This is a genomic window from Vibrio sp. Vb1018, from assembly GCF_033338775.1.
Taxonomy (GTDB): domain Bacteria; phylum Pseudomonadota; class Gammaproteobacteria; order Enterobacterales; family Vibrionaceae; genus Vibrio; species Vibrio alginolyticus.
On the sequence record NZ_JAWOTI010000010.1, the window covers coordinates 110,421 to 134,047 of the forward strand.

Genomic DNA, 23,627 nt, shown 5'->3' on the forward strand with positions numbered 1-23,627 from the left:
GAGTCCCTTCCAATGTGTAATACTTGCACACATCATCAGGAACAAACCCAAACGTGACAAGAGAATAAATCTCACCCTCTATGAGCTTTTGGAATACCACAAACCAAAAACACCAAAACCCTTGATATTTAAACAATAAAATAAAAATAGGCCAGCTTTTTTAAAGGCTGGCCTATGGGTAACCCAAAGCTAAAAACAGAATCGTTTTACGCGTTTAGTGCCTGTTCTAAATCGGCTAGAATATCGTCAACATGTTCAATACCCACCGATAAACGAATCATCTCTGGAGACACACCAGCTTGTTTTTGTTCTGCTTCGCTCAATTGACGATGAGTCGTCGATGCAGGATGGCAAGCCAATGATTTTGCATCGCCAATGTTCACCAAACGCTTAAAGATTTTCAAAGCATCATAAAAACGCACACCAGCGTCATAACCATCTTTTAAACCAAACGACAAAATCGCAGAAGGCTTACCTTTCATGTATTTTTCGGCGAGATGGAAGTGTTCAGAACTTGGCAATCCGGCATAACTTACCCAACTGACTTTGTCATTCTGTTCCAAGAATTCAGCCACTTTGAGTGTGTTCTCGGTATGGCGCTCCATACGCAGCGGTAACGTTTCTAACCCTTGCATAAGCATAAATGCATTCATCGGTGATAATGCTGCTCCGGTATTACGCAGTGGTACGGTACGCGCACGCCCGATAAATGCCGCCTCACCAAACGCTTCGGTATACACCACGCCGTGGTAAGAAGGTTCTGGTTGGTTGAAAACAGGAAAGCGGTCTTTGTGCTGTGCCCAAGGAAATTTACCGGAATCCACAATCACGCCACCCAATGTGGTGCCATGCCCACCAACGTATTTAGTGAGAGAGTGAACTACGATATCCGCACCAAATTCGATGGGTTTGCACAGCACTGGCGTCGCGACGGTGTTGTCCACAATCACAGGTACGCCTTGTGCGTGAGCAAGCTCCGCCACACGTTCTAAATCGATGATATTACCCGCAGGGTTCCCAATGCTCTCGCAGTACACCGCTTTGGTATTTTCATCAATTAACTCGGCCAAACTTTCTGGCTTGTCATCTTTGGCAAACTTCACTTGAATACCTTGATTTGGCAGCATGTGCGCAAACAAAGTGTAAGTACCGCCATAAAGTTGCGGCGTAGAAACGATGTTATCGCCCGCTTGCGCTAACGTCAGAATTGCATAGTTAATCGCTGCACTCCCCGCACTCACGACCAATCCAGCAATGCCGCCTTCTAACGCCGCCATGCGTTTTTCCAGAACATCGTTAGTCGGATTCATGATGCGAGTGTAGATATTCCCCGGCACTTCCAAGTTAAACAGATCAGCGCCGTGCTGCGCGTTATCAAACTCATACGCGACCGTTTGATAAATCGGTGTCGCGACAGATTTGGTGGTCGGGTCAGTTTCGTAACCAAAATGGATAGATAGCGTTTCGTCTTTCATGTTCTTCCCTGTCTTTCATCACTCAAATAGCGGCAAGCAAAGCACTTACCTTGCTTATAAAACTTATATTGCCCAATTTTTCAACAAATAACGTAGGGATGAATCACAGAGATAAAACGCTAATTCAACTGTCCAAGTAACCAGTGACGAAACGTTTCTGTCGCATTCGTACGTGTGTTCATGATCAAGTAATACCCTGCATTGGCAGGAATCGGTTTGAATGGAGAAACCAAACGCTCTGTCGTCAATTCATCCTCAATCAATGCCATTCGAGCCATCGCAATCCCAACGCCAGCTTCGGCTGCAGACATCGCCATATCCGTTCGATTAAAAAAGTGTCCGATATCGGTTTTAAAATCCAACCCCATCGCTGACGCCCAATATAGCCACTCATAGTCACGCGTCGCTTTTTCCCATGGCATCGCATCGTGTAGTAGCGTCGCCTCTTGCCATTGCTTCACTGGCATTGAGTTTTTTTGCTCACCAAACAACGTTTTTAGCCAGCCATGATCCTCAAGGTATTTTGGACTCATCACCGGTAGCAGATGCTCATCCAAAATCAGCTCCGCGTTAGCATTTCTATAAGGATGAAGACCATAGTCAATTGCGACGTCATAGTCTTTTATCTCACTATTTACCAGCGCACCTTCCGCAAAGATTTGTACTTGGATATCCGGATTATCATGATGGAAGCTTTCGAGCTTTGGGACTAACCATTTGAAAGCAAAAGAAGGCGTCAACTTCAAACGAATTTCATTGGTTTGCTTTTCTACTTTGAGCTCATCAAGCAATTTGCTCAGTTCCGAAAAGTGAAACTGCGTCGCTTGGTGTAACTGAGTGCCTTTTACGGTTAAACGAATACCGCGAGAGTGGCGTTCAAATAAAGTAAAACCTAATAACGCTTCTAAATGAATAATTTGTTGGCTTATGGCACCAGTGGTGAGGTGTAAATGTCTTGCGGCACCAGTAAAGCTGCTGTACTCCGCGACTTGGCTAAATAGGCACAAACCACTTATCAGATTACTTTTCATCCTTGAGCCTATAGTTTTTCTAAACGCAGTGTGTAATTTATATCGATTGTTAACAAAAGGTAAAGAAAAGAAACTGAGCACTCTGATAAATGTGTGGAGTGCATCAATGGAAGTCATCGTATTAGGCAGCGGCGTTATCGGCTTAACCTCTGCTTGGTATTTATCTCAAGCAGGCTATCAAGTTACCGTCATTGACCGCCAACCAAGCAGTGCCATGGAAACGAGCTTCGCCAATGCCGGGCAGATCTCATATGGTTACTCTTCACCTTGGGCTGCGCCTGGTGTTCCTGTTAAAGCCATTAAGTGGTTAATGGAAGAGCATGCTCCACTTAAAATCAAACCCACCCTGAATGCCGACATGATCCGCTGGGCGAGTAAAATGGTCGCGAACTGCACCCTACCTCGCTATCAAGTTAACAAGGCTCGCATGCTTTCGATCGCTAACCACAGCCGTATTTGCTTAGAACAGTTACGCCAAGAACACGCCATTGAGTATCAAGGACGTCAGTTTGGGACCTTGCAAGTATTCCGAACACATCAACAGCTGCAAGCTATTGAAAAGGACATGCAGCTCCTTGAACAAAGCGGAACCCGATTTAAGCTAATGGACGTCGAACAATGTATTGAACAAGAGCCAGGGCTTGCACTTGTGAAAGACAAACTGGTTGGTGGCTTGCATCTACCTGATGACGAAACGGGCGATTGCCATCAATTTTGCCAACAACTAACGGAGCTTGCTAAGGCACACGGTGTCCGATTTGAGTTCGATACTGAAGTAAGCAATTGGGTTACAGTAGGTAAAAAGATCATAGGTGTCCAAACGAACCGAGGACAATTTAAAGCAGACCAATATGTGGTGGCCTCTGGCAGCTACTCTACAGCGCTACTCAAGCAACTCGATATTGATATTCCGGTCTACCCTGTCAAAGGCTATTCACTCACCATCCCGATGGAAGATGAACACTTCTCTCCTCGATCTACTGTGATGGATGAAACCTATAAAGTCGCTATGACTCGATTTGATGACCGAATTCGCGTAGCTGGCACCGCAGAATTAGCAGGGTTTGATGCTTCCCTTCCACAAAAGCGCAAAAACACCATCGAAATGGTCATCCGTGATCTTTTTCCTCGTTGTGGTGACTTCAGCCAAGCTGAGTTTTGGAGCGGCTTTAGGCCAATGACGCCTGATGGCACACCAATTATCGGCGCGACTAAATACGATAACCTTTTTACTAACACCGGACACGGAACTCTGGGCTGGACGATGGCTTGTGGTTCAGGTCAATTGCTAGCAAGCGTAATGAAAGGTGAAAAAACAAAAGTGATGGATAATGCGGAGCTTAACCTTTGTCGTTACGCCTGAGGACATGACTGAACAAAAAACAGGCAGACACTTACTCCACAAAATGCATAACCACTGGCATTTTTAACTCATCAAAATCGCAGCACATTTAAATGACAATGTGCTGCATAATTAATCATAAGGCAAATCTTCTACCTAAAAGGAGCAAATAAGCAACAAGAACCAAATTTTAACAACTACTCTCCATTCTGTGTTCATCATCACGCTACAAAGGATTTGTAGCTAAAAAAGTTAACAATTGCATTACATAAAGGGTAATGTATTGTGTGAAAAACAACCACAAACACAACTAACAGGGAAAATACTCATGCAGTCATTAGTTGATTTTCTGAATGGAATTATTTGGAGCCCGGTACTGATCTATTTGTGCCTTGGCGCAGGTTTGTTCTATTCAATCATGACGCGTTTTGTACAAATTCGTCACTTCTTTGAGATGTGGCGCTTATTACTTTCAGGGAAGAGTTCAACAAAAGGGATATCATCATTTCAGGCACTTGCCGTTTCACTGTCTGGCCGTGTAGGTACAGGTAACATTGCTGGTGTTGCTGCTGCTATCGGTTTCGGTGGCCCAGGCGCCGTATTCTGGATGTGGGTCGTAGCCTTCTTTGGCGCTGCAACCGCATACGCAGAATCAACACTTGCACAAATTTATAAAGAAGAAGACGAAGGCGAGTTCCGTGGTGGCCCTGCTTACTATATTGAGAAAGCAATGGGACAAAAATGGTACGCTTGGATCTTTGCTATCGCGACCATCTTTGCTTGTGGTGTTCTACTTCCTGGCGTTCAATCGAACAGTATCGGTAACGCAGTAGAAGCCGCATTTGGCTCAGGTGACATGATTGAAACCGCTATTGGTACCTTCAGTTTTGCTAAAATTTTCACTGGTACGGTTGTTTGTGTCATTTTGGCTTTCATCATTTTTGGTGGCGTAAAGCGTATCGCGAACTTTACCCAAGTCGTTGTGCCATTTATGGCGTTAGCTTACATCATTACTGCGTTTGTCATCATCCTTCTAAACATTGGTGAGGTTCCACGCATTTTCGGCATGATCATTGGTGACGCATTCACACCAATGGCAGGCGTTGGTGCAGCAATCGGCTGGGGTGTAAAACGTGGTGTCTACTCCAACGAAGCAGGTCAAGGTACTGGTCCTCACGCAGCAGCAGCAGCGAGTGTTGATCACCCAGCTCAGCAAGGTCTTGTTCAATCTTTCTCTATTTACATCGATACACTACTTGTGTGTTCAGCAACCGCGTTCATGATTCTTATCACTGGCGCGTACAACGTAAATGGTGCGATTGAAGGTACATTCCTGGTTCAAAACCTACCAGCGGATATTGGTGCAAATGGTCCTGTTTTTACACAGATGGCGATCGAAAGCGCACTACCTGGCGTGGGTAAACCATTCATCGCAATCGCTCTATTCTTCTTCGCGTTTACGACCATTCTGGCTTACTACTACATTGCAGAAACGAACATTGCTTACATTCGTCGTACGTTCAAAGTAAATGGACTGATGTTTATTCTGAAAGTCATCATTATTTCATCCGTGTTCTACGGAACCGTGAAAACCGCCAACTTAGCATGGGCGATGGGTGATGTAGGCGTAGGACTGATGGCGTGGCTAAACATCATCGGTATTTTGATCATCTTCTTTATGTCGAAGCCTGCACTCAAAGCACTGAACGACTACGAAGAGCAACAAAAACGTGGTGTGACCGATTTTACATTTAACCCTGTTGCACTGGGCATTAAAGGCGCAGATTACTGGGAAGATAAGTACCGACGTAAAACGGGTAAAGCACCAACGGCAGACAGCAATAGCGCAGAAACTGTTGAGCAACCATCAACATAGCGTTATCACATAAATAAGAAAAAGCAGTGGTCCGATTGAGGACATAAAAAAGGGGGATTAACCAATGGTTAATCCCCCTTTCTTCATTATGAGTAGCAGCTTAGGCGATAACCGCTTCAACTTTACGAGCGATTTTTGCTTTACCTACAGGTAACACTTCACGACCAAATTCGTTGTTCAGTACTTGTGCCATTGCGAAGTAAATTGCACTTGCGCCACAGAAGATACCCTCGAAGCCAGCGATAGCACCGATCACTTCGCTACCAGTGAAATCACGAGCAGCAAGCAAGAAGAACAGGATAGTTAGAGAGCCAAATACCACTTGCTTCGCTGTTGGGTAACATAGAGAACCAATGAACATGAAACCAGTGAAGATGCCCCAAAGCGCTAGGTACCAACCCATAAAGCTTGCAGGGCTTGCAGGAAGACCCATGTGAGGCATTACGATTAGACCAACCAATGTTAGCCAAAATAGACCGTAAGAAGTAAACGCAGTTGTGCCGAATGTATCACCGCGTTTAAAGCACATGATGCCAACGATTACTTGGCTAAGGCCACCGTAAAAGATGCCCATCGCTAGAATCATAGAGTCAATTGGGAAAAATCCTGCATTATGAATATTGAGCAGAATAGTGGTCATACCGAAACCCATAAGACCTAGCGGTGCTGGGTTAGCCAGTTTTGTCGACATGTACAAATACCTTTTTTCAAAAATGTTGATAAAAAATGCGCGCGAATTTTAATGGGCTCCAGAACAAAAGAGAAAAGCTGTTATTGAAAACTTAGATTCCATAAATAAACCACTACATATATAAAAAAAGACCCTGCAAAAAAGCAGAGTCTTTATAGATGGTTAGGTTGTTTTTTACTCGATCACTGACAAGAAATCTCGTCCCAGAACCAGTTGCTTTGCGTTGGGCTTTCCCACACTCCTGGGCCATTTTTCGCAACAAAACATTTGTTTTGGTACGTCACTTTATCGCCGTTAGCGACTTGCGTTACACCCGGCTCCCACTGAATAAAATTGCCTGTCACTGGTGGTTCTGGCTCGGTTACTGGCGGCTCTGGCTCAGTCACCGGTGGTTCAGGTTCCGTTGTAGGCGGCTCCGTAGGAGTGCCTGAAACCAGCTTCCAAGGGTCTCCTTTCGTTGGCTCATTACCTTGTGACCACCATTTCGCTTCGTAAACAGCACCTTGGTAAGAAACTTGATCACCCGTGTTATATACTTTGCCAGAATCCCAAGCTGCCACACCACCTACAGGCGGCTCAACCGGATCCACTGGGTCTAACTTGTCAACTACACGAACTTCTGGCCAACCCGCATGAGATTGGTAGAAGTTAGTTACACATTTCTCATAATCACCTGCAACTAGCGCAGAGTAAGCCGTTTGGAAACCAACAAGTTCACATTCAAAAGAGTGGCCTCCCGGACGATCTGAGTAGTATTTCCAGTCTCCATCCCAGTTGGTGTACAACACGTCTGTCGCACCATTCAGATTTAAGCTGCCGTAAGGCGTCTGCTGCCAACAGGTATTGGTCTCATCGGCTTCAATTGGAATTTGATAATGAGCGGCAAGTCCTTCCCAATAGCGAATACGGTTAACAGGTTGACCTTTATCTTTGTTTTGCTCCCCACACTCAATACCACCATTGATCACGTTGATGGTGGTACCAAAGCCGTAACCAATGCCAGCATCAAGCTCACGCTGTGAAGGCACCCAAGTACGGTCAATCACATGTAGCATTGCAGGTTTCGGTGCTTGTGGGGTTAGGAAGAACCAGATAGCCGATGCTAAGTTCAGCCACGAATCCGCAACCAAGCCTGGATTTTTTAGCAATACAGATGCATCACCATCAAACATCACTTCAGAGAACGCGCCATAGTTAAAATGGTAAGAAAGCTGTTTTGCACCACGTCCAAAGTAACCTTGTCCAGGTTCACATGGCCAGCGTTTGTTTTGCCAGTCATTTTGACCACAACCTGTTGTGTAACCTTCTTGCCCTTCAGACCATCCCATTTCTCGCACATGAACCAAAGCTTGCTGCCACTCTTCCAACCCTAGCGGATTATCCGATACGTTATCGATCGAAATATGGCCACCGGTTTCTTGTGCAAAGTGAGCAAACGCTGTCACGATCGATTTTTTACAAATTGCATCCGAATCACGACCGTCTGTGTACTCACCACAGAATGCAGGGAACTTACCAATTGCACGTAGGAAACGCGTGTAAGTGTATTCAGGTGCCGCCATTTGAGTCAGGAAGTCCCACTCACTTTCGGGGAATACACGCTCTACACGCTTCACGTTTTCTGGGTTGGTTGTCGCCCCTGGAACAATCGCTTCAACTACTGAGTTCGGGCGTGTCTCTAATGCTTGTGACCAAATGGCATACATAGGATCAGAAGTTTTGCTTTGCTCTACGGCTTGAACGTCACCACGAGCAATAACATAACCATTCGGATTTTGCGGATCGGGCTGAATATTCATACTCGCATTCACTTGTGCTGCTAAGACACAACTCAATGCAAGAGGAAGATGTTTGAGTGCAAACATGTCTAGTCTCCGGATTTCAACAATACAATATACGAGGAATAACTAGACATATAGTGGATCATATATACGAAACACCGAGCCAAGTACGTTGATTCTGCGAGACAAAATGAATAAATAGGTCCTCACACACATTTTGTCACAAGAAAAATGTTACCTTGACTCAAAAGAAAAGCGGAGACCCTGTGAGCCTCCGCTTTGTGATGTTTCTCTCTTTATTGTTCTGCCGAAACCACCTCTAGCTTCGCGGTTGACTTTTGTTTAGACAGCACAAAATAAACCACACACTGAGAAATAATTGCGGCAAGCACAATCACTGGTGAGGCGTTGATTCCAGCTAAAAGAAAACACCCCAATGCGATCATTCCATTGAGTAATGCGTAAGGTAATTGTGTACGGAAGTGCTCATACTGTTCACACCCCGCTCCTGTCGACGACAAAATCGTAGTTTCAGAGATGGGAGAACAGTGATCGCCAAACAAGCCACCAGATAATACCGCACCAATACAAACCAACAGTGGTGCATCAATCGCGATGGCAGTTGGGATCACTAATGGCATCATGATGGCAAACGTCCCCCAAGATGATCCCGTAGCGAACGAGATAATACCGGCCAGTAAAAATGCAACCGCTGGCAATAACCAGTAAGGGAAACCGGCTTGAGCTTGTTCAGCAATGTATGCAGCTGCACCTAATTCTTTCCCAACCGAGCTAAGCGCCCAAGCCAAGACCAGAATCACCGCCACTGACATCATGTTTGACATCCCTTTCAGATAAACCTGAATACCATCCGAAAGCTTTCTTACGCCATAAAACGCCATCAGCGCAATCAAAGTAAAGGCTGCGAAGAAATATGCCGAAGAAAGTGCAGCCCTGAACGTTGAGCCTGCTACTTTTTGAAATGGAAAACCGTGTGGCACCAGAATGGTACATAGAACCACCAGCATAACGAGCAAAGGTGCCCATACAAAACTGGATTTTGCATTTTTATGCATAAACACATTCATGGACTCCTGCACTTTCCCAAAGTCGGAGCCCTGCTCTGCTAGTTGTTCAGCCTTCGCCATCGGTCCGAAGTCTAATTTGAAGAAAGAGACAATCGGCACAATCGCGATCGCAAGAAAGGCGTAAAACTGATACGGGATCGCACCAATGAAAGCATCCCAGTCACTCATACTGACATTCAGGGCAGTAAACTCTTTTTGAATCAACCCCATGATGTAAACACCCCATCCGATAAAAGGAATCAAGATTGCGACCGGAGAGGAAGTTGAATCGATAATAAAAGCTAATTTTTGGCGTGATACTTTTAACTTATCAAATAAAGGGCGAAAAACAGGGCCAACAATCAGTGGTGTACCAAGGTCTGAGAAGAAAATAACAACACCACCGAACCATGCGGACAGTTGAGCTTGGCATTTACTAGCCACCCATTGAGTGACCTTTTTAGCAAACGCCACACCACCGCCAGATTTCTCCATCAAGGCAACAAAGCCACCAATAAAGACCAAGAGCAAAATGACGCCCGCATTGTAGCTGTCAGTTAATTGCGGCAGTAGATAGCTTTTCATCAATGCACTAAACGAGTCTAGTGGCCCTTTTTCGACAAATGTCCCTTCGAGCATAGCGACACCACTCACCACACCCGCGAATAAACCAACAACGACATTTCTTGTGGTCAGCGCGAGGAAAAGAGTAATAAGGATGGGAATGAGAGAGGTAACGTCAGCCTGTTCCATAGCAATACCATTTATGATAATTAAACAACTAAAATGAATATATATTTAATTTAACCGCATGTATATATCTCTCACAAAAAAGTTGAACCACCTCTTCACAAACTTGAAGTACAAAAAAACCAGCCCGAAGGCTGGTTCTTATAAACTCAACTGTCTAGAGGAAAATTATTCCCACTCGATAGTCGCTGGTGGCTTACCTGAAATGTCGTAAACAACACGAGAAATGCCATCAACTTCGTTGATAATACGGTTAGAAACCTTACCTAGGAAGTCGTATGGTAGGTGCGCCCAGTGTGCCGTCATGAAGTCGATGGTTTCTACCGCACGTAGAGACACAACCCAATCGTACTTACGGCCATCGCCCATTACACCAACAGAACGAACTGGTAGGAATACCGTGAACGCTTGAGATACTTTGTCATATAGGTCTGCAGCGTGAAGCTCTTCAATAAAGATAGCATCAGCACGACGTAGCAAGTCACAGTACTCTTTCTTGATTTCACCAAGAACACGAACACCCAGACCTGGACCCGGGAATGGGTGGCGGTAAAGCATGTTATAAGGCAGGCCTAGCTCTAGACCAATCTTACGTACTTCATCTTTGAACAACTCACGTAGTGGCTCAACAAGACCCATTTCCATGTCATCTGGAAGACCGCCCACGTTGTGGTGCGATTTGATCACGTGCGCTTTACCAGTCTTAGATGCAGCTGACTCGATTACATCAGGATAAATCGTACCTTGAGCTAGCCATTTCGCGTTTTTCAGCTTCTTAGACTCTTCATCGAATACATCTACGAATACGTGACCGATAGTCTTACGCTTCTCTTCTGGGTCAGACTTGCCTTCAAGTGCTTTTAGGAAGCGTTCTTCAGCGTCAACTTTGATGATGTTCAAACCAAATTGGTCGCCGAACATATCCATTACTTGTTGACCTTCGTTTAGACGAAGTAAACCGTTATCAACAAATACACACGTTAGCTTGTCGCCGATTGCACGGTGAACCAGCATCGCGACTACCGATGAATCAACACCACCAGATAGACCTAGGATAACTTCGTCGTCACCCACTTGCTCTTTAATGCGAGCAACCGCGTCTTCGATGATAGATTCCGAAGTCCATAGACGCTCACAGCCACATACGCCAAGAACAAAGTTCTCAAGCATTTGTAGGCCACCTTTTGTGTGTGTCACTTCTGGGTGGAACTGAACACCGTAGTATTTCTTCTCTTCGTTCGCCATCGCAGCGTAAGGACAAGTGTCTGTCTCACCAACTTTTACGAAATCGGCTGGGATCTCTACTACTTTGTCGCCATGGCTCATCCAAACGTCTTGAGTTGCTTCAAGGTCTTTAAATAGAGCACATTCACCAGAAACTTTAACCTGAGCGTAGCCAAACTCACGTTCGTTAGAGCCCGCTACTTTGCCTCCTAGCTGTTCCGCCATGGTTTGCATGCCGTAACATACGCCAAGCAAAGGAACACCAGAATCAAACACATATTGAGGCGCGCGTGGAGAGTTCTCTTCCGTTACGCTTTCTGGACCGCCAGATAGGATAATGCCATCTGGGTTGAATTCGCGAATATCCGCTTCTTCTACATCCCAGCTCCATAGTTCACAGTAAACGCCGATTTCACGTACGCGGCGTGCTACTAATTGAGTGTACTGAGAACCGAAGTCCAAGATCAGAATACGTTGGTCATGGATATTTTTAGTCATTTTGAGCAGTCTTTTTAAGGCTAAGTGATTAAAACCGAGGCGAGTGTACTCGCCTCTTCTTAATGCTTCAAGGAAAAAGCAAACGTTTCCGTTGGGTAATTAGTTCCCTAGACGGTAGTTCGGCGCTTCCTTAGTAATTTGAACATCGTGTACATGAGACTCTTGCATACCTGCACCAGAGATACGTACAAATTCAGCTTTCGTACGCATATCTTCGATAGTTGCAGAACCAGTTAGACCCATGCTTGAACGTAGACCACCCATTTGTTGGTGTACGATCTCTTTTAGACGGCCTTTGTATGCGATACGACCTTCAATGCCTTCTGGTACTAGCTTGTCCGCTGCGTTGTCAGACTGGAAGTAACGGTCAGAAGAACCTTGAGACATAGCACCAAGAGAACCCATGCCGCGGTAAGACTTGTAAGAACGGCCATTGTATAGAATCACTTCACCCGGCGCTTCTTCAGTACCAGCAAACATAGAACCAACCATCACACATGATGCGCCAGCTACGATTGCTTTACAGATATCACCTGAGAAACGGATACCACCGTCAGCAATAACCGGAATACCATAATCATTAGCCACTTCTGCCGCATCTGCGATTGCAGTGATTTGTGGAACTCCCACACCCGTTACAATACGAGTTGTACAGATAGAACCAGGGCCGATACCCACTTTCACTGCGCTTACGCCAGCTTCGATTAGTGCTTTAGCACCAGCACCTGTTGCTACGTTACCACCGATGATGTCTAGATCTGGGTAAGCAGCGCGAGTTTCGCGGATGCGGCTTAGAACACCTTCAGAATGACCGTGTGAAGAGTCGATAAGTAGAACGTCAACGCCAGCTTCAACTAGTGCAGCAACTCGCTCTTCGTTACCAGCACCAGCACCAACTGCTGCGCCAACACGTAGACGACCACGCTCATCTTTACATGCGTTTGGTTTACGTTCTGCTTTGTGGAAGTCTTTCGCAGTAATCATACCGGTTAGTTGGAACTCATCATTCACAACCAATACTTTCTCTACGCGAGCTTCGTGCATTTTCTCTTGCACTTCTTCTCGTGTTGCACCTTCTTTAACCGCTGCCAACTTCTCTTTTGGCGTCATTACTGAAGATACTTTCTTAGAAAGGTCCGTCACAAAACGAACGTCACGACCAGTGATAATACCAACAAGCTCATTGCTCTCAGTGACAACAGGGAAACCTGCAAAACCATGCTTTTCAGTGAGTGCAACAACATCAGCGATGGTCGCGTCAGGGTTTACTGTAACCGCGTCAGTCACCATACCAGCTTCGAACTTCTTAACTTTACGAACTTCGGCTGCCTGCTGCTCAATAGACATGTTCTTGTGGATAAAGCCAATGCCACCCTCTTGCGCTAGCGCGATCGCTAGACGAGCTTCAGTAACAGTGTCCATAGACGCTGAAATCATTGGGATGTTTAGGGTGATGTTCTTAGTTAGCTGAGTGCGAAGATCAGCTGTGTTTGGGAGAACGGTGGAGTGTGCTGGCACAAGTAGTACGTCATCGAATGTCAGCGCTTCTTTGGCAATTCTTAGCATTTGCAATATCTCACAATTAGAGGAGTAAAAAGAACAATCCAATCTCATCGTTTCGCATAATGAGGGTAATCTGTGTTAGCAACAAGCTACATTTGGATTAGATATTGCGGAGGGATTATACGGTTAACGCAATCGCTTGACCACAAATTTTTTAATTTTTTTCTTGCAATTACCCCCTTGCTATGTATTATATTGCCGCTAATTTCCATACTCACGTCTAAGAGATTAGCTGTGCTCTCCAAGACCAATCAAAACATCTTTACTGTTTCTCGTCTCAACGCAGAAGTTCGTTTACTCCTTGAAAACGAAATGGGGATCGTTTGGCTCGTCGGAGAGATATCCAACTTTTCAGCTCCTGTCTCTGGTCACTGGTACCTCACTCTTAAAGACTCTCGCGCTCAAGTTAAATGTGCCATGTTTCGTGGTAACAATCGCCGCGTTACTTTCAAACCCGCTAACGGTAATCAAGTCCTAGTAAAAGCTCGTCTTTCTCTTTATGAGCCTCGCGGTGACTACCAATTGATCATCGAAAGCATGCAACCGGAAGGTGACGGCCGTCTTCAGCAAGAGTTTGAAGAGCTGAAAATGAAGCTTGCCGCAGAAGGGTTGTTCGCTCAAACCAATAAGCAACCTTTGCCTGAACACCCAAAACGTGTTGGCGTCATCACATCGAAAACTGGTGCCGCGCTTTACGATATCTTAGACGTATTGAAACGTCGTGATCCTTCCCTACCCGTTGTGATTTATCCGACAGTGGTACAAGGTGAAGATGCAGCCATTCAAATCGCACAAGCCATTGGTCGCGCTAACAGCCGTGATGAATGTGATGTGCTAATTGTGGGCCGAGGTGGTGGTTCATTGGAAGACTTATGGTGCTTTAACAACGAGATATTAGCTCGCACGATTGCAGCAAGCCAAATTCCTATTATTAGCGCCGTTGGACATGAAGTCGACGTGACAATAGCTGATTTTGTCGCCGACGTACGCGCGCCTACTCCATCAGCAGCAGCTGAGCTAGTAAGCCGTGATAACAGCCACAAAGATCAAGCTTTAGTTACCCGCCAGCATAAGTTAGCGAGCGCGATGCGTTACTACCTAGCACAACAAAAGCAGCAATCTGCGCAATTAGTGCACCGTCTAGAGAGACAGCACCCAAGCTATCGCTTGCAGCGTCAGACGCAACAGTTAGATGAGTTGGACATGCGCTTACAGCGAGCGATGAGTCGTTTTATTGCCTTGCGTCAACAGCGAATCGAGCGTCAACATTATCGGCTGCAATTAAATTCTCCTGTAACACGCCTTGCCGAGCAGAAGTCGAAGCTAGAACGTGTTGAGCAAAAGCTCATGGATGCAATGGATCGCAAGTTACTGACTATGCGCCATCAACTCGCGATTGCTGCAGAGAAGTTAGACACCGTCAGCCCACTAGCGACATTGAAACGAGGTTACTCAATTACTCAAACTGAGCAAGGTAAAGTAATTACGCAATCTTCAGATGTAAAGTCGGGAGATGTATTGATTACCCGGTTAGCCGAAGGCGACGTTCGTTCTACCGTTAACTGAATACAAACTCTGGTTAACTGACTTTCTGGAACTCAAATCGGACACGTGATTTTGATTTGAGTTCATTACACAAATTACAAAAGTAACTCGCAGCACCGCATGCTTGCAGCTTCTCCAGCTCCGCCTCACAATCAGGGCAAAAACCTACCTTTTTAAAATCCGATTCACACTGTGCACAATGGTATTGTCCTGTCCATTCCAGTTCGACATTGCAAGTCGGGCAAATGTTCTGCTGCATATCCCGTTCCTCTCTCTAAACTAAGCAATTTCGAGTAACGCATGCTACTCAAAATAACGAACAAGTATGTTGATCTTCATCACCGCCCCAACAAGTTTCACGAGGCGTTAACCATACTTGATACGTAGGATCTTATACTGATCGTCTGATATTTACTCCTTGATCAGCGATCACCCCTTAAAAGAATATTTATATAACCACACACCGAAAGCATAAGTTACATATTCTGCATTCCAATTTAAGACAGAATAAAAAACCCTAGAGAGATTTAAGTAAACGAAAAATCAGAATTTAATAAAAAGATCTTATTCAAAAAGCAGTGTTTACATTGGTGTGCATTTCGATAGTTTGAGCGTCGAGCTTAACGAGTTTAACTTGGATAAAAGCAAACTCATTTAAATGGCTCGCATGCGTTCCACCACAAGGGATTACCGCTAATTGACCTTCCCCTAAATCGCACTTCCAATAGCGAGAATCCGTTAATCTATCGCCGTGGCATTCCATGGTGATCATCGCATCTCTTTGAAGCCATTCAACCAGTTGGCCATTCACTTTTTCTGCAATCGCCTGGAGGTCATTCAGCATATCTGCACTGTTTAATCCTCTTTTACGGAGTGTTTTGCCTAAACGGTACGTATCGAGGCACTTGTCTGGAGTGACATAACTAGTAACTTGCGCATAGCTATTAAAGTCATAATAACCATGTGGGTCTTTGCGGTCTGCGTCTTTTCGCCAATAGTCTTCCGATAGTACTTTATTCAACGCCAAATACGCTAAGTGTCCTGCAGTGTGGCCTCGACTCAAAGCATTTTGATAGTCTTTATCTACCGCTAATGTTACCAAGTCATTAATTGCAAATGATTCCGTACGTGATAAAACATGCACGACGACAAACACCCAACCTTCAGCATCACGCTTTACAGGGATGTCACTACCCACATACAAAGCACCACTCTCCTGCTCCACTGCTCCAACTTGGCAATCTACTACGTCATGCTCAGCCCCATTCACCTTCAACGTTCCTTTGTCTGCAGGGTGATCCGGCCATATGTGACTAACGGGATGGAACGGCGTGACATCTGTAATAACGTAAGTCACTTCTTCCGTAGATTGAACGAGCTGTATTTGTGCTTCTAATTGCCATGTTTGATGACAAAAACGAGTCTTTGTTGCTGTGATAGTCATTTTTACGATTACTTTTGATAAAAAAATACCCAAGTAGAAACTTGGGTATTCGAATTTCATTATTTATTGCGGTTTTTCACCATCGACATCATACGTTTGCGTTTACGCTCTTGTGATAGCGTAAGCTTATTCGTACGGTTCTCGTATGGGTTATCACTGTTGTGGAAGTTAATGCGAATCGGTGTTCCCATAATTTCCAGAGACTTACGGAAGTAGTTCATCAGATAACGTTTATACGAATCTGGCAATTCACGAACCATGTTACCGTGGATAACAACGATCGGTGGGTTGTAACCACCTGCGTGTGCGTATTTGAGTTTGATACGACGACCACGAACCATTGGCGGCTGGTGATCATCCACTGCCATCTTCATGATACGCGTCAGTACTGACGTACCCACACGCGTTGTCGCCGAGTTATATGCTTCTTGGATAGATTCAAACAAATGACCAACGCCAGTACCGTGCAGCGCAGAGATAAAGTGGATACGCGCGAAGTCGACGAATCCTAGACGGCGGTCCAGTTCTTTCTTCACACTTTCTTTCACGTCACTGTCTAGACCATCCCACTTGTTAACGGCGATGACAATTGAGCGGCCAGCATTCAGTGCAAAACCAAGCAAGCTTAGGTCTTGGTCTGAAATATTTTCACGTGCATCAATCACCAGTAGAACGACGTTTGCATCTTCTACCGCTTTCAGCGTCTTAACAACAGAGAACTTTTCAACCGTTTCATTGATACGACCACGACGACGAACACCTGCGGTATCAATTAGTACGTATTCGCGTCCATCACGCTCCATCGGGATATAGATAGAATCACGCGTCGTACCAGGCATATCGTATACAACCACACGTTCTTCACCCAGAATACGGTTAGTCAGTGTCGATTTACCTACGTTAGGACGACCGATGATCGCCAACTTAATCGGCTGCTCTTGAAGGCGTTTGAACTCTGCTTCTGCGTCTTCTTCAGTGTAATCTTCAACAAGAGGCTCTTCGTCTTCGAATCCAGTCAGGTCTTCAATCTCACCGTCTTCAGACTCACTTGTTAGTAGATCATCAAAGAATGGAGATAAAGCACGCTCAAGCAAAGCGGTCACACCACGGCCATGAGCGGCCGCAATCTGGTACATATCATCCACGCCGAGCTGCCAAAAGTCAGCACACGCCGCATCGGCATCAATACCATCGATTTTGTTTACTACCAGCATCGCTGGCTTTTCAATTTTACGCAGATGAGCAGCAATTGCTTCATCTGAAGGTGTCAGACCAGCACGACCGTCAACAAGGAACAATACAACATCAGCCTCATCAATCGCGGCTAATGACTGTTCTGCCATCTTTGTTTCCACGCCTTCTTCTGTGCCATCGATACCACCAGTATCAATCACAATGAATTCGTGCTCTTCACCAAGTCTCGCCTGGCCATATTTACGGTCTCGCGTTAGGCCTGGAAAGTCCGCAACCAACGCGTCACGAGTGCGAGTCAATCGGTTAAATAGTGTAGATTTACCTACGTTCGGACGCCCTACTAGAGCTACAACAGGTACCATAACAACCTCTACAATAATCTTTCTTCTGTAGTTATAGGTAACGACTTGCTCGATGCCAAATCAAACCAGCTTTTTACCTATAACCACGTCAGGGTTAATAAATTCAAACAACAAAACGGCTCCTAGCTGTCACCAGCCAGGAGCCGAATGTGAATTATATCACGATATTATTCGTTAATGGTTAGTTTCTTTACATCGCCGTTGCGAGTTGTAATCACATAACCATCCGACAATAACGTCGGGCCAACAGCCAAGCCGCTATCATCGACAAACTGCTGCGCAACAAATTCGCCCGTTGAACGATCCATCCAGTGAAGGTAACCAAGCGTGTCACCGACAACGAGATAATTGCCAACAATAACTGGCGCTGTAAGTTGTCGGTGCTCAAGCAAGCTGTTTTCCCACAACTCAGTCCCGCTTCGTGAATCAACGGCAACAACATGATCTTTTTCCGTTATCACAAAGATGCGACTACCATCTGTAGAAATGTCTGTCGCAGATGAGTAATTACGCTTCCAAATCGGGTTCGCTGAACGCAAGTCAATGGCGATAAGTTGACCATTGTATCCAATGGTGAAAAGAGTACCGCCTAGCACAATTGGCGATGAATCAACGTCAACCAAACGATCAATTTCTGTCGCGCCTTTTGGCGTACCAACAGGCTGTTGCCAAATCAACTGACCACGCTCAACGATAGCAGCTGCGAGTCGGCCATTTGCCGTTCCCCAAAATACACCGCCGCCAATTGCAGTCGGAGTACTGTCGCCACGTAAAGTTAAGTTCGGCACTTCTGTGCTCAATGCCCAGCGTTGCTCACCTGTACTCTCATTAAGGGCAATCAACATGCCTCGGCTAGTATTGATGATAATAAGGCCTGAATCTGCAACTGGCTTCGCCAGTACCTCACCACCAACTTTTACACGCCAAACAATTTCACCTGTTTCTTGGTCAAGAGAGATGACTTCACCATTCTCAGAGCCAATGTAAAGGTTTCCGTATGCCGCTGTGATACCACCAGAGAGACGAGCAATGACATCTTCTTCTAGGTCCGTTTGCCAACGTTGTTTACCATTCTCAGGATCCAGCGCTTTTACTAAGCCATCACGACTTGCCACGAACAATGTATCATTCGCAAATACAGGGGATAGTTTTGAAAAGTAATGACCAACACCATCGCCAACCGATGTGCTCCACTCACTACTGGTTGTAAACTGACTGTCTACCTGAGGTAGTGGCGCCATTACAATGGTGTCTCTCTCACCTGCACAACCGGCAAGTACTCCCATTGTTAACGCCCCTAGCAAGGCTTTCTTAAAGACTCTTTTCATCCAATGCGGTCCTTATTTCGCCAGATCGTCCAATTTCATTTGTAGTGTCGGGCTTGCATCTGCCGCTTGCTGAGCTTCAGTATACGCAGCGTACGCAGCATCTTTGTCACCTTGGCGAATCGCAATATCGCCACGAAGTTCAGCAATACGACCTGTCCATGCTGTATCAGTGACGTTACTTAGCTCTGCCGTTGCAGCGTCGAAGTTACCCATTTCCGTCTCAATACGCGCAATGCGGTAACTAATCAATGGTAACAACGCAGCATCTTGAGTGTTGCTTTGCGCCCACTTCAGTTGCTCCAATGCAGCAGAAAGGTCTTGAGCTTCAACTTGTGCTTTAGCAAGTTGTAGCGCAGCCAATACTGAATATTCTTTTACTTCATTTGACTCAATGAAAGCTTTCACGTCAGCTTGAGCATCAGTGCCTTTGTCTTGCAAAGCATTCATTGCTGTCGTGTAGCTTTGAGAAGCTGCTTCACTCGCCTGAATCACAGAATCCTGGTAGTAACGCCAGCCGAATAGACCACCTAAACCAACAACCGCACCGATGATGACGGCTTTGCCGTTTTCCTTCCACCAGTCTTTAATGGCTTCAACTTGTTGTTCTTCAGTATCGTAAAGTTCCACTTCCTGTCCTCTTAAAACATGTAAATGGCAGCTTAGCTGCCATTGTTCCTATTTCGTTTAAAGGCTCCACATTTGGGAGCCTTAGCTTACGAACTAGGATGTAATTTTGTTAGATTACTAAAAGACTTAAATCAGTGCTGCGATCTTTTCTGCAACTTCTGCTTGGTTGTAAGTCTCTTGCTCACCACCAGCCAAGTCTTTCAGTACTACGGTATTATCCGCAACTTCGTTTTCACCCAGAACTAATGCTACAACAGCACCAACTTTGTCTGCGCGTTTAAACTGTTTCTTGAAGTTACCGCCACCGAAGTGATTCATCACACGAACGCCTGGAACAGACTCGCGAAGCTGTTCTGCTAGCTTCATTCCTGCCATCATGGTGCCTTCACCCGCTGTGACTACGTACACGTCAACACTGCGACGAACGTCTGTCAGTTCCAACGTTTCTAGCATCAGTACTAGACGCTCTAGGCCCATTGCAAAGCCAACCGCTGGTGTTGGTTTACCACCTAATTGCTCTACAAGGCCATCGTAACGACCACCACCACATACAGTGCCTTGAGCACCTAGGCTCTCAGTGATCCACTCAAATACCGTGCGATTGTAGTAATCCAGACCACGAACTAGACGTTCGTTAACTGTGTATTTGATACCTGCGGCGTCTAAAAGTTCACATAGACCTGCGAAGTGTGCTTTAGATTCTTCACCCAAGTAATCTGAAAGGCGAGGCGCATCACCTAAAATAGCTTGAACGTCTGGGTTCTTCGTATCCAGAACACGCAATGGGTTCGTGTGCATGCGACGCTTACAATCTTCGTCTAGCACATCAATATGTTGCTCAAGGAATGCAACCAGTGCAGTACGGTAGTCTGCGCGGTCTTCTTGAGAACCGATAGAGTTCAGCTCAAGACGGACATGTTCATTGATACCTAGCTCACGCCATAAACGCGCCGTCATCATGATAAGCTCTGCATCAACATCTGGACCATTTAGACCAAACACCTCAACACCACACTGGTGGAATTGACGGTAACGACCTTTCTGCGGACGTTCATGGCGGAACATAGGTCCCATGTACCACAGACGCTGTTCATCACGGTTGATCAGGCTGTTTTGGATACATGAACGTACACAACCCGCCGTACCTTCAGGGCGAAGTGTTAGGCTGTCGCCGTTACGGTCATCAAAGGTGTACATTTCTTTTGAAACGACGTCTGTTTCTTCACCAACAGCGCGGCTGAATAGGTTTGTTTCTTCAACGATTGGCATGCGCACTTCGTTATAACCGTATGCGCTAATTACATTTTTCACTGTGTTTTCTAATTTTTGCCACAGTGGCGACTGAGTTGGGAGGCAATCGTTCATGCCTCGAATTGCTTGAATTGTTTTTGCCACAATACTTACCGTAATTCTCGTTGAGATTAATCTTGTACTTTAACTTCGATGCGGTTTTCGCCATTCATCATAGCTGCTTTCGCACGGATCTTAGCTTCTAGCTTATTCACAAGGTCATCGTTATCAAAGCGCTCTTTCTGGCGTTTACCATCTTCGTAGAATGCGCTCTTCTTGTTACTACCTGCTAGACCTAAGTGAGAAACTTCTGCTTCACCAGGGCCGTTTACCACACAACCGATGATAGACACATCCATTGGCGTGATGATGTCTTCTAAACGTTGCTCCAGTGCATTCACCGTACCAATCACATCGAATTCTTGGCGTGAGCAGCTTGGGCACGCAATAAAGTTGATGCCTCGAGAGCGAATGCGCAGAGATTTAAGGATGTCGAAACCGACTTTGATTTCTTCAACTGGATCGGCAGCCAAAGAGATACGCAGCGTATCGCCTATCCCTTCAGATAACAGCATACCTAAGCCAACAGATGACTTAACAGCGCCAGCTCGAGCACCACCCGCCTCTGTGATACCTAAATGAAGAGGCTGATCGATTTTCTTCGCCAGCAGACGATATGAATCCACCGCAAGAAAAACGTCTGAAGCTTTCACGCTAACTTTAAATTGGTCAAAGTTAAGACGATCGAGATGGTCTACGTGACGCATCGCCGATTCAACCAAGGCTTCTGGCGTTGGCTCACCGTATTTCATCTGTAGGTCTTTTTCCAAAGATCCACCATTGACACCAATACGGATCGGGATGTTTTTATCGCGAGCGCAATCAACAACAGCGCGAATGCGCTCTTCATTGCCGATGTTACCTGGGTTGATACGTAAACAGTCAACTCCGTACTCCGCAACTTTCAGCGCGATACGATAGTCGAAATGAATATCAGCCACTAATGGTACAGAAACTTGCTGTTTAATCAGTTTGAAAGCTTCTGCTGCGTCCATCGTAGGCACAGAAACTCGAACGATATCTGCGCCGACTTTTTCTAGTGCTCGGATTTGAGCGACTGTCGCTTCTACGTCAGTCGTGCGAGTGTTAGTCATTGACTGTACTGCAATTGGCGCACCATCACCAATTGGCACATCACCCACATAAATACGCGTCGATTTACGACGAATAATTGGAGATTCGTGTTGCATAATTTTTTATAACGGTAGAGTGAATCTAGCTACTTTGCCTGAAGTATACCCAGAAAGGTCGACAGGTTCACTTGCAAATGTCATTGTAACCCCTTCCGGTGCGCCTAATATCACTTTAAATGGCGCTTTTCCGGTAAGTTCTACATCTTGTCCTGGCTTATGAGTACCACTTACCAGCGTTTTACCATTGGTGTCTTTTACTTGAATCCAACAGTCCGCTTTAAACTTCATAGTAAGAAGTGTCATGCCTTCAGGTACTACTGGCGCAGGCTGTTCCTCTTCCGCCGCTTCAATCACGGCAACAGGTTCTTCAGAATCTACGCTTGTTGTATTTTCAGTTTCAGTCAGCAAAGGATCCGCCCCTTGCTCAACGGGTGCTTCAGTCGATTCAGCAACGCCTTCATTAGTTGAAGCAACTTCTTCAGGAGTGCTTGCGATTAACTCTTCAGCCGTCATCAAATCGATATCAGCTAATTCTTGAGCAGTGGGCTGCGGCGCTTCAACACTTGAATCCGTTACTTCCTTAGTTAGGCTATTCTCTTGTTGGTTTTGCCACCACCATGCCGCTGAAATGCCAATAATGACCAGCCCGATAACCCAAGTAAGGAGCATAATACGGCTATTGTGCTTCTCGTCTTTTGTTTTACGAGAGAAGCTTTGCATTTCAATTTCTTGCTCTTGAGGCTGAGCATCGGCAGTCTGCTCTAACGCCGTCAAAACCACCTTCTCATCAAGACCTACGAATTTTGCGTAAGAGCGTAAGTAACCACGCGTAAATGTCGCGACTTGTTGAGATTCAAATCGGTTATTTTCAATATCTTCAATCACAGAAATGCGAAGCCTCAGGCGATCGGCAACTTGCTTTTGGCTCATTCCCAAGGATTCACGTTTGTTTTTCAGTAATGTGCCAGCTTCAATAGAGAGTGGCACTTCATTCGTATTTTCGTGTTCTGTCATAATGGCGGTATTTAATCTGTTTTAGTGGCTAACGTGGTCATGTATTTTCGTTATTGTTCTTAAGCCTCTTTAAAGATAGCTAGCCAAAACGCGTTAACCAAAAATAATAATTTTAAGAAACTCTCAGCGATCTGAGTGCGAATACCCGTTTTGCAAAAATCAGCAAAACGTATGTGAGAAAGTGCTGAGAATTATCGGTGTCATCGTTAGTGTTACATATCATGATAAGCGAATGCGCAACGAAGACAAAAACTCTTTACACTCAAACTAACAGATAGCTCAAGCTTTTGTCCAAACTTTGACAAAGGAATTCGAAATTATACCCAAATAAC

Annotated in this window: 18 protein-coding genes; 3 read left to right on the forward strand and 15 right to left on the reverse strand. The window is 45.4% G+C overall.

Annotation, left to right across the window (positions count from 1 at the left end; all coding sequences use genetic code 11):
• Positions 1-206 precede the first annotated feature (206 nt).
• Positions 207-1,475: an O-acetylhomoserine aminocarboxypropyltransferase/cysteine synthase family protein gene (locus tag R7Z10_RS12620; RefSeq protein WP_258480240.1), complete on the reverse strand. Its 1,269-nt coding sequence runs from the start codon at positions 1,473-1,475 to the stop codon at positions 207-209.
• A gap of 119 nt (positions 1,476-1,594) precedes the next feature.
• Positions 1,595-2,506: a LysR substrate-binding domain-containing protein gene (locus tag R7Z10_RS12625; protein ID WP_137281744.1), complete on the reverse strand. Its 912-nt coding sequence runs from the start codon at positions 2,504-2,506 to the stop codon at positions 1,595-1,597.
• Positions 2,507-2,612: 106 nt separating this feature from the next.
• Between R7Z10_RS12625 and R7Z10_RS12630 the strand changes: the two genes are divergently transcribed.
• Both R7Z10_RS12630 and R7Z10_RS12635 read left to right on the forward strand, forming a co-directional pair.
• Positions 2,613-3,869, forward strand: a complete 1,257-nt coding sequence (locus R7Z10_RS12630) for a D-amino acid dehydrogenase (RefSeq protein ID WP_017820572.1) — start codon at positions 2,613-2,615, stop codon at positions 3,867-3,869.
• Positions 3,870-4,176: 307 nt separating this feature from the next.
• Positions 4,177-5,724: a sodium:alanine symporter family protein gene (locus tag R7Z10_RS12635; RefSeq protein ID WP_005381681.1), complete on the forward strand. Its 1,548-nt coding sequence runs from the start codon at positions 4,177-4,179 to the stop codon at positions 5,722-5,724.
• Positions 5,725-5,824: 100 nt separating this feature from the next.
• Here the strand turns inward: R7Z10_RS12635 and R7Z10_RS12640 are convergent, their stop codons facing one another.
• The 5 genes from R7Z10_RS12640 to guaB form a co-directional block, all read right to left on the reverse strand.
• Positions 5,825-6,415: a GPR1/FUN34/YaaH family transporter gene (locus R7Z10_RS12640; RefSeq protein WP_005381682.1), complete on the reverse strand. Its 591-nt coding sequence runs from the start codon at positions 6,413-6,415 to the stop codon at positions 5,825-5,827.
• Positions 6,416-6,597: 182 nt separating this feature from the next.
• On the reverse strand, positions 6,598-8,280 hold the full coding sequence (locus tag R7Z10_RS12645) for a chitinase (RefSeq protein WP_301875859.1): 1,683 nt from the start codon (positions 8,278-8,280) through the stop codon (positions 6,598-6,600).
• 212 nt (positions 8,281-8,492) lie between these two features.
• Positions 8,493-10,016, reverse strand: a complete 1,524-nt coding sequence (locus R7Z10_RS12650; RefSeq protein WP_318104974.1) for a Na+/H+ antiporter NhaC family protein — start codon at positions 10,014-10,016, stop codon at positions 8,493-8,495.
• A gap of 165 nt (positions 10,017-10,181) precedes the next feature.
• The gene (guaA, locus tag R7Z10_RS12655; RefSeq protein ID WP_005383721.1) at positions 10,182-11,735 is read right to left on the reverse strand and encodes a glutamine-hydrolyzing GMP synthase; all 1,554 of its coding nucleotides are present in this window, start codon (positions 11,733-11,735) and stop codon (positions 10,182-10,184) included.
• A gap of 99 nt (positions 11,736-11,834) precedes the next feature.
• Positions 11,835-13,301, reverse strand: coding sequence for an IMP dehydrogenase (gene guaB / locus R7Z10_RS12660; protein WP_005391524.1), 1,467 nt, complete (start codon positions 13,299-13,301; stop codon positions 11,835-11,837).
• 231 nt (positions 13,302-13,532) lie between these two features.
• On the opposite strand from guaB, the gene xseA reads away from it, so the two are divergent.
• Positions 13,533-14,864 carry an exodeoxyribonuclease VII large subunit gene (xseA, locus tag R7Z10_RS12665; protein ID WP_005381689.1) on the forward strand — a complete coding sequence of 444 codons (1,332 nt, stop codon included), beginning with the start codon at positions 13,533-13,535 and terminating at the stop codon, positions 14,862-14,864.
• 13 nt (positions 14,865-14,877) lie between these two features.
• On the opposite strand, the gene R7Z10_RS12670 is transcribed toward xseA, so the two are convergent.
• The 8 genes from R7Z10_RS12670 to rodZ form a co-directional block, all read right to left on the reverse strand.
• Positions 14,878-15,102: a zinc ribbon domain-containing protein gene (locus R7Z10_RS12670; protein ID WP_318104975.1), complete on the reverse strand. Its 225-nt coding sequence runs from the start codon at positions 15,100-15,102 to the stop codon at positions 14,878-14,880.
• 309 nt (positions 15,103-15,411) lie between these two features.
• Positions 15,412-16,287: a metal-dependent hydrolase gene (locus tag R7Z10_RS12675; protein WP_031777263.1), complete on the reverse strand. Its 876-nt coding sequence runs from the start codon at positions 16,285-16,287 to the stop codon at positions 15,412-15,414.
• 59 nt (positions 16,288-16,346) lie between these two features.
• Positions 16,347-17,843, reverse strand: coding sequence for a ribosome biogenesis GTPase Der (gene der, locus R7Z10_RS12680; protein WP_005381694.1), 1,497 nt, complete (start codon positions 17,841-17,843; stop codon positions 16,347-16,349).
• A 167-nt stretch (positions 17,844-18,010) separates the two neighbouring features.
• Positions 18,011-19,171 carry an outer membrane protein assembly factor BamB gene (bamB, locus tag R7Z10_RS12685; protein ID WP_318104977.1) on the reverse strand — a complete coding sequence of 387 codons (1,161 nt, stop codon included), beginning with the start codon at positions 19,169-19,171 and terminating at the stop codon, positions 18,011-18,013.
• A 12-nt stretch (positions 19,172-19,183) separates the two neighbouring features.
• Complete coding sequence (locus tag R7Z10_RS12690) at positions 19,184-19,798, reverse strand: YfgM family protein (protein ID WP_005381697.1); 615 nt, start codon at positions 19,796-19,798, stop codon at positions 19,184-19,186.
• Positions 19,799-19,924: 126 nt separating this feature from the next.
• On the reverse strand, positions 19,925-21,193 hold the full coding sequence (gene hisS / locus R7Z10_RS12695) for a histidine--tRNA ligase (protein WP_005381698.1): 1,269 nt from the start codon (positions 21,191-21,193) through the stop codon (positions 19,925-19,927).
• A gap of 26 nt (positions 21,194-21,219) precedes the next feature.
• Positions 21,220-22,338: a flavodoxin-dependent (E)-4-hydroxy-3-methylbut-2-enyl-diphosphate synthase gene (gene ispG / locus R7Z10_RS12700; RefSeq protein WP_005381699.1), complete on the reverse strand. Its 1,119-nt coding sequence runs from the start codon at positions 22,336-22,338 to the stop codon at positions 21,220-21,222.
• A 6-nt stretch (positions 22,339-22,344) separates the two neighbouring features.
• Positions 22,345-23,295, reverse strand: a complete 951-nt coding sequence (gene rodZ, locus R7Z10_RS12705; RefSeq protein WP_136976155.1) for a cytoskeleton protein RodZ — start codon at positions 23,293-23,295, stop codon at positions 22,345-22,347.
• Between the last annotated feature and the right edge of the window lie 332 nt (positions 23,296-23,627).